The sequence below is a fragment of the Micromonospora sp. 067-2 genome (assembly GCF_046549295.1).
GTDB lineage: Bacteria > Actinomycetota > Actinomycetes > Mycobacteriales > Micromonosporaceae > Micromonospora.
In genome coordinates, this window is the sequence record NZ_JAJPWB010000008.1 from 57154 (window position 1) to 71000 (window position 13847).

Annotated in this window: 11 protein-coding genes; 1 reads left to right on the forward strand and 10 read right to left on the reverse strand. The window is 71.5% G+C overall.

Annotated elements, in window-relative coordinates; translation table 11 throughout:
* The 3 genes from ACLJN9_RS20030 to ACLJN9_RS20040 form a co-directional block, all read right to left on the reverse strand.
* Window positions 1-1122: a carbohydrate ABC transporter permease gene (locus ACLJN9_RS20030; RefSeq protein WP_410812983.1), complete on the reverse strand. Its 1122-nt coding sequence runs from the start codon at window positions 1120-1122 to the stop codon at window positions 1-3.
* 72 nt (window positions 1123-1194) lie between these two features.
* The gene (locus ACLJN9_RS20035; RefSeq protein WP_410812984.1) at window positions 1195-2445 is read right to left on the reverse strand and encodes an extracellular solute-binding protein; all 1251 of its coding nucleotides are present in this window, start codon (window positions 2443-2445) and stop codon (window positions 1195-1197) included.
* A gap of 25 nt (window positions 2446-2470) precedes the next feature.
* Window positions 2471-3448, reverse strand: coding sequence for a LacI family DNA-binding transcriptional regulator (locus ACLJN9_RS20040; protein ID WP_410812985.1), 978 nt, complete (start codon window positions 3446-3448; stop codon window positions 2471-2473).
* 156 nt (window positions 3449-3604) lie between these two features.
* Between ACLJN9_RS20040 and ACLJN9_RS20045 the strand changes: the two genes are divergently transcribed.
* Complete coding sequence (locus ACLJN9_RS20045) at window positions 3605-5707, forward strand: glycogen debranching N-terminal domain-containing protein (protein ID WP_410812986.1); 2103 nt, start codon at window positions 3605-3607, stop codon at window positions 5705-5707.
* A 69-nt stretch (window positions 5708-5776) separates the two neighbouring features.
* On the opposite strand, the gene ACLJN9_RS20050 is transcribed toward ACLJN9_RS20045, so the two are convergent.
* From ACLJN9_RS20050 to truB, 7 genes are all read right to left on the reverse strand, one after another.
* A complete protein-coding gene (locus ACLJN9_RS20050) occupies window positions 5777-6256 on the reverse strand; it encodes a GNAT family N-acetyltransferase (protein WP_410812987.1) in 480 nt (159 codons plus the stop codon).
* Window positions 6257-6457: 201 nt separating this feature from the next.
* Window positions 6458-7225, reverse strand: coding sequence for a 4-hydroxy-tetrahydrodipicolinate reductase (dapB, locus tag ACLJN9_RS20055; protein ID WP_410812988.1), 768 nt, complete (start codon window positions 7223-7225; stop codon window positions 6458-6460).
* 58 nt (window positions 7226-7283) lie between these two features.
* The gene (locus tag ACLJN9_RS20060; protein WP_410812989.1) at window positions 7284-8684 is read right to left on the reverse strand and encodes a M16 family metallopeptidase; all 1401 of its coding nucleotides are present in this window, start codon (window positions 8682-8684) and stop codon (window positions 7284-7286) included.
* A 47-nt stretch (window positions 8685-8731) separates the two neighbouring features.
* Window positions 8732-11125 carry a polyribonucleotide nucleotidyltransferase gene (locus ACLJN9_RS20065; protein ID WP_410812990.1) on the reverse strand — a complete coding sequence of 798 codons (2394 nt, stop codon included), beginning with the start codon at window positions 11123-11125 and terminating at the stop codon, window positions 8732-8734.
* Between the two features lie 227 nt (window positions 11126-11352).
* Window positions 11353-11622 carry a 30S ribosomal protein S15 gene (gene rpsO / locus ACLJN9_RS20070; protein ID WP_074317913.1) on the reverse strand — a complete coding sequence of 90 codons (270 nt, stop codon included), beginning with the start codon at window positions 11620-11622 and terminating at the stop codon, window positions 11353-11355.
* A gap of 190 nt (window positions 11623-11812) precedes the next feature.
* Complete coding sequence (locus ACLJN9_RS20075) at window positions 11813-12742, reverse strand: bifunctional riboflavin kinase/FAD synthetase (RefSeq protein WP_410812991.1); 930 nt, start codon at window positions 12740-12742, stop codon at window positions 11813-11815.
* A 74-nt stretch (window positions 12743-12816) separates the two neighbouring features.
* Window positions 12817-13701: a tRNA pseudouridine(55) synthase TruB gene (truB, locus tag ACLJN9_RS20080; protein WP_410812992.1), complete on the reverse strand. Its 885-nt coding sequence runs from the start codon at window positions 13699-13701 to the stop codon at window positions 12817-12819.
* Between the last annotated feature and the right edge of the window lie 146 nt (window positions 13702-13847).

A 13847-nucleotide genomic window follows, 5' to 3' on the forward strand; every position in this document is an offset into this window, starting at 1 on the left:
TCAGGACCTTCCCGGTACGCGCCGACGCCACCAGCCGCGGCGCGGCCGGTCGGTGTCCCGCTCGGCCAGCGCCCGGCGCTGGATCAGCGTGAGCACGATGATGATCAGGAACAGCACGAACGAGATCGCCGCGCCCGAGCCGTAGTCGAAGTCACGGAAGGCGGTCCGGTACGACAGGTAGGCCGGGGTCACCGTGGTCTTGGCCGGGTCGCCCTGGCTCATCACGTACACCTGGTCGAAGACCTGCCAGGAGCCGATCATGCCGAGGGTGAGCACCAGGAAGGTGGTCGGCCTGATCATCGGCAGGGTGACGTGCCGGAACCGCTGCCACCGGGAGGCGCCGTCGAGGGTGCTCGCCTCGTCGAGGGCCACCGGCACGTTCTGCAGGCCGGCCAGGAACATCAGCATGAACGTGCCGGAGGTGGTCCAGACCACCAACGTGATGATCGAGATCATCGCCACGCTCGGGCCGGCCAGCCAGTCCCACCAGGTCAGCCCGAACGGGCCACCGTCGGCCAGGGCGGCCGGCGGCGAGTCGACGCCGACCGCGCCGAACAGCAGGTGCAGCACGCCACGCGAGTCGGCGAACCACTCCGGGCCGTCGATGCCGAAGAAGCCGAGCAGCGCGTTCACGGCGCCGGAGTTGGCGAACAGGAACAGGAACACCACGCTGATCGCGACCGAGCTGGTGACCGAGGGAAAGTAGAAGGCGCTGCGGAAGAAACTCTTGCCCTTGAGCATCCGGTTGTTGACGACCAGCGCCAGGCCGAGCGCGAGCACGGTCTGCGCCGGCACCACGATCGCCACGTAGTACATGTTGTTGCGGATGCTGGTCATGAAGTCGCGGCGGGCCAGCCCGTCCTCGGTGAACAACTGGGTGTAGTTGCGCGCGCCGACGACCGGCACGTTGCCGGTGAACGGGCTGCCCTGGCCGTTCCAGTCGGTCAGGCTGACCCAGAACGCCATCAGGATCGGCAGCAGCAGGAACAGCCCCAGGATGACGATCACCGGTGCGACGAAGAGCCAGCCGGCGAGGTTCTCGTTGCTCCGGATGCCGCCACCGCGTCGGCGAGGGCTCGCCCCCGGCGCGGTCACCACCGCGGCCCGTGTCTCGATTGCCATCTTCCCTCCCTCCCTCTCTCGGGCCGAGGGTGCGGCGGGGGCACCGCTGGTACCTGGGCCCCCGCCGTCACCTCAGCTGCCGCCGAGCGCCGCCTTGGCGTTCTTGTCGAAGTTCTGGAGCACGGTCTTCGGTTCGCCGTTGGCCAGGCCCTGCAGACCGGTGTCGAGGTCCTTGAGGACGCTGTCCATCTTCGGGGCGTTCACCGGGCCCTGGGCGTACGCGACACCGTCGATGAAGGGCTTGTCCGCCGGGAAGGCGGCGGTGTACTGGTCGCGTACCGACTGCCGGGACGGCATCACGCCGAACGCCGTGGCGAAGGCCATCTGCTGCTCGCCGCTGGTCATCGCCTCGACGAACTTGATCGCCTGGTCCTTGTACTTGCTCTTCGCCGCGATGCCCCAGCACTGGGTGAAGGAGAGCGTGCCCTGCCCCTTCGCACCGGCCGGCAGGGGAACGACCTTGTACTTGACGTTCGGGAAGTCGTTCTGCAGAGCGCCCTTGATCCAGTTGCCCTCGATGGTCATCACGGCCTTGCCCTTGCCGAACGCCTCACCGGACCAGCCGGCGTCGAGCTGCTTGGGGTACTTGGCCAGGCCGGTCGTGAGCAGGGTCTTGACGTACTGCAGGGCGGCCAGGTTCTCCGGGGTGTCCGCGGTGGCCTGCTTGCCGTCCTTGCTCAGCAGCCAGCCGCCGTTCTGCACCAGGAAGGCGCCGATCCGGTCCCGGGTGTCGCCGAGGGCCAGCGGGACCTGGCCCTTGGCCTTGATCTTCTGAGCGGTGGCGGTGAGCTGGTCCCAGGTGGTCGGCACGTCGGCGTCGGTCAGCCCGGCCTTGGTCCACAGGTCGGTGTTGATCTGCAGGGCGAGGGTCGAGAAGTCCTTCGGCGCGCAGTAGAGCTTGCCGTCGTAGGTGAAGGTGCTGCGCAGGCTCTCGTAGAAGTCGCCCGAGTTGCTGATCTTGTCCCCGTACGGCTCCAGGGCGCCGACGCTGGCGTAGTCGGCGAACCGGGCGGCGTCGACGTAGAAGACGTCCGGCGGGGTGCCGCCGGCGAGACTCTGGCCGAGTTGCTGGGTGAGGTCCTGCGCCGGGGTGACCGTGGCGGTGTTGCCGGAGCTGCCGGCCCACTTCGCCGCGGCGTCCTGGACGGCCTTGGTCTCGGCCGCGCCGGAGGAGCCGATCAGGATCTGCAGGCTGGCCGGGCCGCTGGACTGCTTGGCGTCGCCGGCGGAGTCGTCGAAGCCGCTGCTGCAGGCCGCGGAGCCGAGGAGGGCGACGGCGGCAAGGCCGGCCACCGCCGCCCGGGTGAGGGTTCGAGGTGCCATGGTTCTCTCCTGGTGGGGGAAGGGACTACGCGGTGTGCCGCAGTGCCAGCGCAGGCTGGAGCAGCACGTGGGTGGGGGTCTCGTGGTTGCCGTCGAGGACTCCGGTGAGCAGGTCCACGCAGCGGGCGGCGGCCTCGCCGAGCGGTTGGCTGACGCTGGCCAGCCCCACCGCCGCGGCCACCGGCGTGTCGTCGAAGCCGATCACCGACACGGGCGGTTCGGTGTCGCGGATCGCCTGGAGGGCGCCGAGAGCGAGCGAGTCGCTGGCGCAGACCACGGCGGTCGGCTGCACGGCGACGAGCAGGTCGCGCATCAATCGCTCGCCCTCGGCGATGCCGTCCTCGGTCTCCCGGTGCAGCCCGGTCGGGTCCTCGCCGGCCGCGCGCAGCGCCTCGCGCCAGCCGGCCCTGCGGTCGTCGCCGACACCGGAGCCGAGTGGCCAGCCGAGAAACGCGATACGCCGGTGCCCGGCGGCCAGCAGGTGCCGGGTGGCCTGGGCCGTGCCGGCCGCGCCGTCGACGTCCACCCAGGGGTGGGCGTCGAGCGCGTCCCATGGCCGACCGAAGGTCACGAAGGGCACGTCCCGGCTGGCCAGCCACGCGGTACGCGGGTCGCCGTACTTCGTGCCGACGAGCACGAAGGCATCCAGCTCGTACGTCCCGAGCAGTTCGTCGTAGGTGGCGATCTCGCGCTCGTCGTCGGTGGCCGTGTAGAGCAGCACCCGGTAGCCGGCGGCGTCGGCGGTCTCGCTGAGGCCGTGCAGGAAGCGGTCCAGGACGGAGCCGTTGATGCCGTCGCGGGTCGGCTCGATCCGTGCCGCGATGAGTCGGGACCGGCCGGTGCGCATCTGACGGGCGGCCTGGTTGGCCCGGTAGCCGAGCGTGCTGATCGCGTCCTGGACCCGCAGCCGGGTCTCCTCCCGCACGATGTGTGGGGCGTTGAGCACGTTGGACACTGTCTGGCGGCTCACGCGGGCGTGCCGGGCCACCGTTGCAATGGTCACCTTTTCGGGCACTTAATACCTCTCGCCGTCTTGATCGATCCAAACTGGATAAGGCAGGATTGGATCGTTCAAGTTTCTGGAATGTTTCGCACTTTGCACCGCCGGGGGCGCGTTGTCAAGATGTCGCCCCGCACCCTCAGGATCTGGAGCCACACCGTGATCGAACGCCAGCTGCAACCCCTCCTGCACGAGCTGGTGGGGGTGGTCCTCGCCCCGACCAGCGCGCTGGGGGACGCGACCGGGCAGATCCGCCCAGCCGGTGTCCAGGGCGTCTTCCACGCCGACGCCCGGGTGCTGTCCCGTGCCGAGCTGCGCGTCGACGACCGGGAGTTGGAGGGGCTGACCCGCGGCGACGACGGCCCGCACGGCGTCCGCTTCGTGAGCCTGGCGCGCTGGCTCGGCGACCCCGTGCCCGACCCCACCGTCCGGGTCGACCGGCTCCGCCGGGCCACCCGCAACGGCCTCAGCGAGGAGCTGCGGATCGTCTCCACCGCCACGGTCGGCGTACGGGCCACCGTCAGCGTCGACCTCGGTTGCGACCTGGCACCCATCGAGCTGGTCAAGTCCGGTGGCGCCGCCGTGCCGCTGGAGGCGAAGATCGGGCAGCCCGGCACCCTCACCTGGTCGGCGGACGGGATCACCGTCACCGTCACCGGTGTCGGCGCCGACGTGCTCGCCTCCGACGAGCGGGTCACCGCACCCCGGCTGGCCTGGTCCGTCGAGCTGCCCCCCGGCGGCGAGACGGTGCTGCGCTGGCATCTGACCGTCGAGGACCCGCGCGCCGTGGTGGTCGGCCCGGCCGGCGAGCCGGGCTGGTCCCGACCCGAGGTGACCGCGGACGACCGGCGGCTGGTCCGGTTGCTCGACCGCAGCCTCAACGACCTACGCGGGTTGCGGCTGGCCGAGACCGGCGCGCCCCGGGACGAGTTCCTCGGCGCCGGTGTGCCCTGGTTCCTCACCCTGTTCGGCCGGGACAGCCTCTGGGCCGCCCGGATGATGCTGCCGCTCGGCACCGACCTGGCCGCCGGCACGCTGCGGGTACTCGCCCGTCGGCAGGGCGCCCGGATCGACCCGGCCACCGGCGAAGCACCCGGCAAGATCCTGCACGAGTTGCGTCGACAGGCGTTCGCACTGCCCGACAACGGTCTGCGGCTGCCACCGGCCTACTACGGCACCGTCGACGCCACCATGCTCTGGGTCAACCTCCTGCACGACGCCTGGCACTGGGGTCTGCCAGCCGAGCAGATCGAGCCGCTGCTGCCGCACCTGGAGACGGCACTGCGCTGGCTCGGCGAGCACGCCGACCCGGACGGCGACGGCCTGATCGAGTACGTCGACACCACCGGCCACGGGCTGTCCAACCAGGGCTGGAAGGACTCCGGCGACGCCGTCCGCTTCCACGACGGCTCGCTGGCCACCGCGCCCATCGTGCTGGCCGAGGTGCAGGGGTACGCGCACGAGGCGGCGGTGAACGGCGCCGCGCTGCTGGACGCCTTCGGCCGCCCGGGTGGGGACCGCTGGCGCGAGCACGCCGCCGCGCTGGCCCGCCGATTCCGGGAGAGCTTCTGGGTCGACGGCCGCTACGGCCCGCAGCCCGCTCTGGCCCTCGACCGGGACAAGCGCCCCGTCGACTCGCTGACCAGCAACATCGGCCACCTGCTCGGCACCGGCCTGCTCACCGGCGACGAGGAGGACCAGATCGCCCGGCTGCTCACCACCGACACCCTCGCCGGTGGCTTCGGGCTGCGGACCATGTCCACCGACGACGCCGGCTTCAGTCCCCTGTCGTACCACTGCGGTTCGATCTGGACCCACGACACCGCGATCGTGCTCGCGGGGCTGGCCCGGGCCGGGCACCGCGACGCCGCGCTCGGCCTGGCCGAGGGGCTGCTGGCGGCGGCCGAGGGGTTCGACTACCGGCTGCCCGAGCTGTACGGCGGCGACGACCGGTCACTGGTGAACCGGCCGGTGCCGTACCCGGCGGCGTGCCGCCCACAGGCGTGGGCCGCGGCCAGCGCGGTGCTGCTGCTCCAGGCCGCCACCGGGCTCTACCCGGACGTTCCGGGTGGCACGTTCCGGCTGACCCCGCTGGCCGGAGCCGAGTTGGGCGCCATCAGTGTCAGCAACCTCCGCGTGGCCGACGCCCCGGTGCACGTCACGGTCGACCGCACCGGCGAAGCCACGGTAACCGGCCTCCCGACCCCCCTGACGCCGACCCTCCCCACCCAACGCCGCCCCAAATCCCCCACCTCCCACTGACCCCACACCCCTTGTTGATCATGAAGTTGTTGTCACGCGACGCGGCGTGTCATGTCGTTAACTTCATGATCAACAGGGGTGGGGCTTGTGTTCGGCTACTACTTCCTCGTCGTCCATGGCTCCGGTGGGATGGAAGCCCAGGGACTGGTAGAGGGCGGCGGCCCGGGTGTTGTCGGGATGGTAGGAGAGGCGGACCGGGGGGTTGCCCTCCCTCTCGGACAGCCAGGCGGTCAGGGTCTGCACGGTCGCGCGGCCCACGCCACGGTTCTGCTCGGCGGCGTCGACGATCATCCCGCCGATCCAGTGGGAGCCGTCGTCGTCGACCCCCCACATGACGTGGCCCACCACGGCCTCCCCGGCGTAGACCGCGAGCGAGGTCCACACCTCGGAGCGAGTGCTCAGCAGCAGGTAGCGGGCGCCCAGCGCGGCCACGAACCGGCGCTGGGCGTCGTACGGAGCGACGTCGGCCACGGCCCGCCAGTTGTCGTCGTCGACCGGCCGAAGAGTGACTCGCCGGCCCCTCCGGTCCAGGTGCGCCCCATCGATCATCCGCCGGATGCTACCCGAGGCTCCATCGCTCAGATCTTGGACAGTTTCCGTTAGCGCAAGACGGAAACTGTCCAAGATCTCGCGGCCCGGCGTGCCGGACGGGGACCATCCGTACCGTCGGCGGAGTCGCACCGGGCCGGGAGTCGGTAACCGGGTCGGGGCGGCGACCGACGTTGCGGTCGTGGTGGAGCAATCGGACGGTCAGTCGAGCAGGGCGTCCAGGCCGACGGTGAGGCCCGGGCGGTTGCGCACCGCGCGGACGGCCAGCAGCACGCCCGGCATGAACGACGCCCGGTCGTACGAGTCGTGCCGGATGGTCAACGTCTCGCCGGTGGTGCCGAAGAGAACCTCCTGGTGGGCGACCAGCCCGGTGGCGCGTACGGCGTGGACGCGTACCCCGTCGATCTCGGCGCCCCGCGCGCCCGGCACCTCGTCTTTGGTGGCGTCCGGCACCGGCCCGAGGCCGGCCTCGGCGCGGGCCCGGGCGATCTGCCGGGCGGTGTGCGTGGCCGTGCCGCTCGGAGCGTCCAGCTTGCGCGGGTGGTGCTGCTCGATGATCTCGACGGACTCGAAGTGCCGGGCGGCCCGCGCGGCGAACTGCATCATCAGCACCGCGCCGATGCCGAAGTTCGGGGCGATGACCACGCCAACCCCGGGCTTGTCGGCCAGCCAGCCGCGCACCTGATCCAGCCGCTGCTCGGTGAAGCCCGTCGTGCCGACGACCGCGCTGATGCCCTGGTCGATGCACCAGCGCAGGTTGTCCATGACGACGTCCGGGGTGGTGAAGTCGACGACCACCTCGGCGGTGGACACGGCGGAGCGGCTGTCGCCCTGGTCGATCGACGCCGCGAGGTCGAGGTCGTCGGCGGCGTCGACCGCCTTGCAGACCTCGATGCCCATCCGGCCCCGGGCACCCAACACGCCGACCCGCAGCGGCTCGGCCGAGGTCTTCTCCTGCTCGTCAGTCACGGGGCACAACCTATCCCAATCGGGACGTGCCCTTCCGGCCGGATCCGGGCCGCAGCCCTCAGACCGCGAAGTCGCCCTCGCCGAACGGGCCGACGACGGCCAGCGACATGGGTCGGCTGAGCAGCTCGGCAGCGAGAGAGTTGACGTCCGCGACGGTGACCTCGTCGACGCGGCGGAGCAGCTCGTCCACCGGCATCAGGTCGCCGTAGAGCAGCTCGCCCTTGGCCAGCCGGCTCATCCGGGAACCGGTGTCCTCCAGGCCGAGCACGAACGAGCCCTTGCTCATCCCCTTGCCCCGGGCGACCTCGGCCTCGGTCAACCCGTCGGCGGCGACCCGGGCCAGCTCGGCGCGGGTCAGGGCCAGCACCTCGTCCACCTTGCCCGGCGCACAGCCGGCGTAGACGGCGAACAGCCCGCTGTCGGCGTACTGACTGGCGTAGGAGTAGACCGAGTACGCCAGGCCGCGCTGCTCGCGGATCTCCTGGAACAGCCGGCTGGACATCCCGCCGCCGAGCACGTTGTTGAGCACACCGAGGGCGAAGCGCCGCTCGTCGAGGCGGTCGATGCCGGGGCAGCCGAGGATGACGTGCGCCTGCTCGGTCTCCTTCGGCTCCAGCAGGGTGGTGACCGGCTTGGTGCGTACCGCCGGGGTGGCCTCGCGGTGCGGCGCCGGGGTTGCCGGCTCGCTGTCCAGCGGGGTGCCGCGCACCGCCTGGCGCACCATCCTGACCACGGTGGCGTGGTCGAGGTTGCCGGCGGCGGCGATGACGATCTGCGGCGCGGTGTAGCGGCGCCGGTAGAAGCTCTGGATCTGCTTGCGGGTCATCGGCGTGACGGTCTCCTCGGTGCCGGAGATCAGCCGGCCCAACGGGTGGTCGCCGTAGACCGCACGGGCGAAGAGGTCGTGCACCTCGTCACCGGGCTCGTCGTCGTGCATGGCGATCTCTTCCAGGATCACGCCACGCTCGGTCTCCACGTCGGCCGGCTCCAGCAGCGAGTCGGCGACCAGGTCACACATCACATCGATCGCGAGCGGCAGGTCCTCGTCCAGCACGCGGGCGTAGTAGCAGGTGTATTCCTTCGTGGTGAAGGCGTTGGTCTCGCCACCGACCGCCTCGATCTGGGAGGAGATCTCCAGAGCGGTGCGCTTGTGGGTGCCCTTGAAGAGCAGGTGCTCGAGGAAGTGCGCCGCGCCGGCCTGCGGCCGGGTCTCGTCCCGTGAGCCGACCGAGACCCAGATGCCGAAGGAGACGCTGCGCATCGTCGGGATCGCCTCGGTGAGCACGCGCAGGCCGCTGGGCAGCACGGTACGTCGTACCGTGCCGCCCAACGGGTCGTCGCTGAGCGTCCGGGTCACCGCCCGGGCGGTGCCGCCGGAGCGGCCCACCCCGGTGGTGTCCCGGGACGAGGCCACCCCCCGTCGATCCGGTGGAAACGGCGCGCTGAAGGCCCGACTCACGTACTGCTCCCAGATCGACGAGGGGTGGGTGATGCGGTGTGGAACGGTCAGCTGTTCCGGGTCCGGCGACGCGGACGCTCGCCGCCCTCGCCACCCTCACCGCCGCCGCCGCCCTCGCCACGGTTGTCGCCGCGCTCCGGGCCACGTCCGCCGCGGTCACCGCCACGCTCACGGTCACCGCGGTCACGCGGGCCCCGGTCGCCCCGGTCCCGGCTGGCCGGCCGGTCGCCACCGGCGGCCTCGCCGGCGGCCGGCGCCTCGGCGCCCTCCGGGCGGACCTTGTCCAGGTAGATCTTGCCCCGGGCGTCGATGTCGGCGATCTCGACCTCGACCCGGTCGCCGACGTTGAGGAAGTCCTCAACGCGCTCGACCCGCTTGCCGTCGCCCACCTTGGAGATGTGCAGCAGGCCGTCACGGCCGGGCAGCAGCGAGATGAACGCGCCGAACGCGGCGGTCTTGACCACCGTGCCGAGGAACCGCTCCCCCGCCTTGGGCAGGGTCGGGTTGGCGATCCCGTTGATCCGGTCGACCGCCGCCTGGGCCGACGGCCCGTTGGTGGCGCCGACGTAGATCGTGCCGTCGTCCTCGATGGAGATCTCGGCGCCGGTCTCGTCCTGGATCGCGTTGATGGTCTGCCCCTTCGGGCCGATCACCATGCCGATCTTGTCGACCGGGATCTTGACGGTGGTGACCCGCGGCGCGTAGTCCGACATCTCGGCCGGAGCCTCGATCGCCGCCCGCATCACGCCGAGGATGACCTGCCGGGCCTCGTTGGCCTGCTGCAGCGCGGCGGCCAGCACGTCCGACGGGATGCCGTTGAGCTTGGTGTCGAGCTGGAGCGCGGTCACGAAGTCCGGCGTGCCGGCGACCTTGAAGTCCATGTCACCGAACGCGTCCTCGGCACCGAGGATGTCGGTCAGCGTCACGTACTGGGTCTTACCGTCCACCTCGTCGGAGATGAGGCCCATGGCGATGCCGGCCACCGGCGCCTTCAGCGGCACACCCGCCGAGAGCAGGCCCAGCGTCGAGGCGCAGACCGAACCCATCGAGGTGGAGCCGTTGGAGCCGAGGGCCTCGGAGACCTGCCGGATGGCGTACGGGAACTCCTCGCGCGACGGCAGCACCGGGATCAGCGCCCGCTCGGCGAGCGCGCCGTGGCCGATCTCGCGTCGCTTCGGCGAGCCGACCCGGCCGGTCTCACCGGTCGAGTACGGCGGGAAGTTGTAGTTGTGCATGTAGCGCTTGCGGTTCTCCGGGGACAGCGTGTCCACCATCTGCTCCATGCGGAGCATGTTGAGCGTGGTGACACCCAGGATCTGGGTCTCGCCCCGCTCGAACAGCGCCGAACCGTGCACTCTGGGCAGCACGCCGACCTCGGCGGTCAGCGACCGGATGTCGCGCGGACCGCGGCCGTCCATGCGGACCTGCTCGCGCAGTACGCGGTTGCGCACCTCGGACTTGGTCAGCGACCGGAAGGCGGCGCTGAGCTCCTTCTCCCGACCCTCGAACCGACCGCCCAGCTCCTCGGCGACCCGGGCCTTGACCCGGTCCAGGGCCTCCTCGCGGTCGGCCTTGCCGGCGATGGTGATCGCCTCGGCGACGTCGCCGCGGGCCAGCTCGGCCACCGCGTCGTACACGTCGTCCTGGTAGTCCAGGAACACCGGGAACTCGGTGACCGGCTTGGCGGCCACCTCGGCCAGCTCGCTCTGCGCGCGGCACAGCTCGCGGATGGCGGGCTTGGCGGCCTCCAGGCCGCTGGCCACGACCTCCTCGGTCGGCGCGACGCCGCCGCCGGCGATCAGGGCGACCGCGTTCGGCGTGGCCTCGGCCTCGACCATCATGATTGCAACGTCGCCGTCGGCGAGCGTGCGGCCGGCCACGACCATGTCGAAGGTGGCCCGGGCCAGCTCCTCCAGGGTCGGGAAGGCAACCCACTGGCCGTCGATGTGGGCGACCCGGGTCGCACCGATCGGGCCGGAGAAGGGCAGGCCGGAGAGCTTCGTCGACATCGAGGCGGCGTTGATGGCCACGACGTCGTACGGGTGCTGCGGGTCGAGCGCGAGGATGGTCTCGACGACCTGGACCTCGTTGCGCAGGCCCTTGACGAACGACGGGCGCAGCGGCCGGTCGATCAGCCGGCAGGTGAGGATCGCGTCCTCGCTGGGCCGGCCCTCACGGCGGAAGAACGAACCGGGGATCCGGCCCGCGGCGTACATCCGCTCCTCGACGTCGACGGTCAGCGGGAAGAAGTCGAACTGCTCCTTCGGGTGCTTACCGGCGGTCGTGGCGGAGAGAACGACCGTCTCGCCCAGCTGGGCGATGACGGAACCGGCGGCCTGGCGAGCCAGCCGACCGGTGGAGAAGGTGATCTCGCGGGTGCCGAAGGACCCGTTGTCGATCACAGCGGTACGGGATTCGGTGCCGAGTTTGGTCTCGGTCATGTGCTGTCGTGCTCCTTCGCGTCGTGGGCCCCACGACACGGGGAACTGCTCAGCCGGCCGGTCTTCGATCGAAGCGCCCGGGTGGCCGGCTCGATGCCGGGATTCCCGGGGGCCACTACCGGAGACCGGTACGCTGACCTGCTCCCTGTCGGGTGGTCGCGCGGCCCGTGTTCTTCTTGGTGGGACGCCGATCGGGGGAGCGGCCTGTCGGCCACTCCCCCGTCACGTCACCTGCGCAGGCCGAGCCGCTCGATGAGCGACCGGTAGCGGGCAATGTCCTTCTTCTGGACGTAGTTGAGCAGCCGACGGCGCCGGCCGACCAGCAGCAGCAGCCCACGGCGGCTGTGGTGGTCGTGCTTGTGCACCTTCAGGTGCTCGGTCAGCTCAGCGATCCGCTTGGTGAGGACCGCGACCTGGACCTCCGGCGAACCGGTGTCGCCCTCGGCGGTCGCGTACTCGGCACGGATCGTGGCCTTGGCTTCCTGGTCGAGCGCCATGTTCTCCCTGTTTCGGTGGTTGATCACAGTAGGTGTCCGTCGTTCCGGTGGACCGGGAACGGACCGGTACCTCGCACCCGCGGCGTCGAGCAGGCACGCGAGGCCCCACGCCGGTCACCCGACGTCTCGGCAAGACTACCAGCACCCGCTGGTAGCAACCGGTCAAGGGCCTCGTCGCTGGCCGCGACGATCAGCCGAGGGAGCGCCGGGTGCGCTCGACGTCCTGTTTCATCTGGGCGATCAACGGCTCGATCGAGTCGTACCGGATCTGCCCCCGCAGGTGCGCCACGAAGTCCAGGGCCAACCGCTCGCCGTAGAGGTCGCCGTCGAAGTCCAGCGCGTACGCCTCGACCCGCCGCTCCCGGCCGGAGAAGGTCGGGTTGGTGCCCACCGACACGGCCGCCATCAGCGGGTCGCGCTGCCCGCGACGGACCAGTCGGGCCGCGTACACCCCGTCGGCGGGCACCGCGGCGTACCGGTGGCAGAGCAGGTTGGCGGTGGGAAAGCCCAACTCCCGCCCGCGCTGGTCGCCGCGGACCACCACGCCCTCCAGGCGGTGCGCGCGACCCAGCGCGGCCGCCGCGGCGCCCACGTCGCCCGCGTCGACGCAGGAACGGATGTACGTGGAGGAGAAGACGGTGCCGTCCTCGGCGACCAGCGGGCCCCCCTCCACGCCGAAGCCGAAGGTGCGGCCCAGCCGCTCGAGAAGTGCCACGTCGCCGGCGGCCCGGTGCCCGAAGCGGAAGTTGCCACCCACCACCACCAGGGCGGCGTGCAGGTGCTCGACCAGGATGTCGTGCACGAACTGCTCGGCGGGCAGCCGGGAGAACTCCGGGGTGAACGGCACCACACAAAGCACGTCCGCGCCGAGCGCCTCGATCAGCTCCGCCTTACGGGCCTGCTCGGTGAGCACCGCCGGATGCGAGCCGGGGCGGACCACCTCGGCCGGGTGCGGATCGAAGGTGACCACCACCGACTGCACGCCCAGCTCCCGGGCCCGGGCCACGGCGTGCCCGACGGTCGCCTGGTGCCCCCTGTGCACGCCGTCGAAGACACCGATGGTGACGACCGAACGCCCCCACCCACCGGGCGCCGCGTCGTACCCCCGCCACCGCTGCATGCCGCTCCTTCCTGCTGACCCGCCGACCGGCGGGCGACACCGCCGACCGGTGGCCGGCGCTCCTACGCCCGCCGTCAGGCCGGGGCGAGCACGATCTCCGCGCGGGCCCGCCCGTCCCGCTCGCTGACGATAGCGATCAGACCACCGGTCGGCCCGAAGACGGCGTACGGCCCGGAAAGGCCGGTCGGGTCCAGCGGCCCGCCGTGGGCGAGCACCCGAGCCTCGTCGGGGGTGGCCTCCCGGCGCGCGAAGAAGCGGTCGGCCGCCGCGTCCAGCGGCAGGTTGACGACGTCCGGGGCGCGCTGCTCCAGCTCGTCGAGGGTGGCCGCCTCGGCGAGGGCGAAGCCGCCCACCGCCGTCCGGCGCAGCGCCGTGAGGTGCCCACCGACGCCCAGCGTTCCGCCCAGGTCACGGGCGATGGCCCGGATGTACGTGCCGGAGGAGCAGGTGACGTCCACGTCGACGTCCACCACGTCCGGCTCGGAGCGGCGGATCGCCAGCACCTCCAGCCGGGAGATGGTGACCCGTCGCGCCGGCAGCTCGACGCTCTCCCCCTCGCGCACCCGCTTGTACGCCCGCTGCCCGTCGATCTTGATTGCGCTGACCGCGCTCGGCACCTGGTCGACCTCGCCGCTCAGGGTGCCCAGCGCCGACCGGATCGCGTCGTCGGTGACCTGACCGGCCGGGATGGAGCTGACCACGTCACCCTCGGCGTCATCGGTGACGGTGGCCTGGCCGAGCCGGATGGTGCCGGCGTAGCTCTTCCCCGCGCCGATCACGTACGTCAGCAGTCGGGTGGCCCGGCCGACCCCGATCACCAGTACGCCGGTGGCCATCGGGTCGAGCGTGCCACCGTGCCCGACCCGGCGGGTCTTCGCCAGCCGGCGGATCCGCGCCACCACGTCGTGCGACGTCATGCCGCCGGGCTTGTCGACCACGATCAGACCATCGGTGCTCACGTCGGCCAAGCCTGCCAGACGCCCCGTACGGGCAGATGTGTGGGCGGCGCCTCGGCTGCCGGCCGCCACGGGAGCGGACGGGGCAGCGCCCCCGCCAGCGGAGCTGCGATGATCATCGCTCGCTACCGCTGCCCTCCCATCAGGTG

Coding starts and splice junctions, on each gene's coding strand:
- ACLJN9_RS20030 (WP_410812983.1), bottom strand. CDS start 1,122: ATGGCAATCGAGACACGGGCCGCGGTGGTGACCGCGCCGGGGGCGAGC.
- ACLJN9_RS20035 (WP_410812984.1), bottom strand. CDS start 2,445: ATGGCACCTCGAACCCTCACCCGGGCGGCGGTGGCCGGCCTTGCCGCC.
- ACLJN9_RS20050 (WP_410812987.1), bottom strand. CDS start 6,256: ATGATCGATGGGGCGCACCTGGACCGGAGGGGCCGGCGAGTCACTCTT.
- ACLJN9_RS20065 (WP_410812990.1), bottom strand. CDS start 11,125: ATGACCGAGACCAAACTCGGCACCGAATCCCGTACCGCTGTGATCGAC.
- rpsO (WP_074317913.1), bottom strand. CDS start 11,622: ATGGCGCTCGACCAGGAAGCCAAGGCCACGATCCGTGCCGAGTACGCG.
- ACLJN9_RS20075 (WP_410812991.1), bottom strand. CDS start 12,742: ATGCAGCGGTGGCGGGGGTACGACGCGGCGCCCGGTGGGTGGGGGCGT.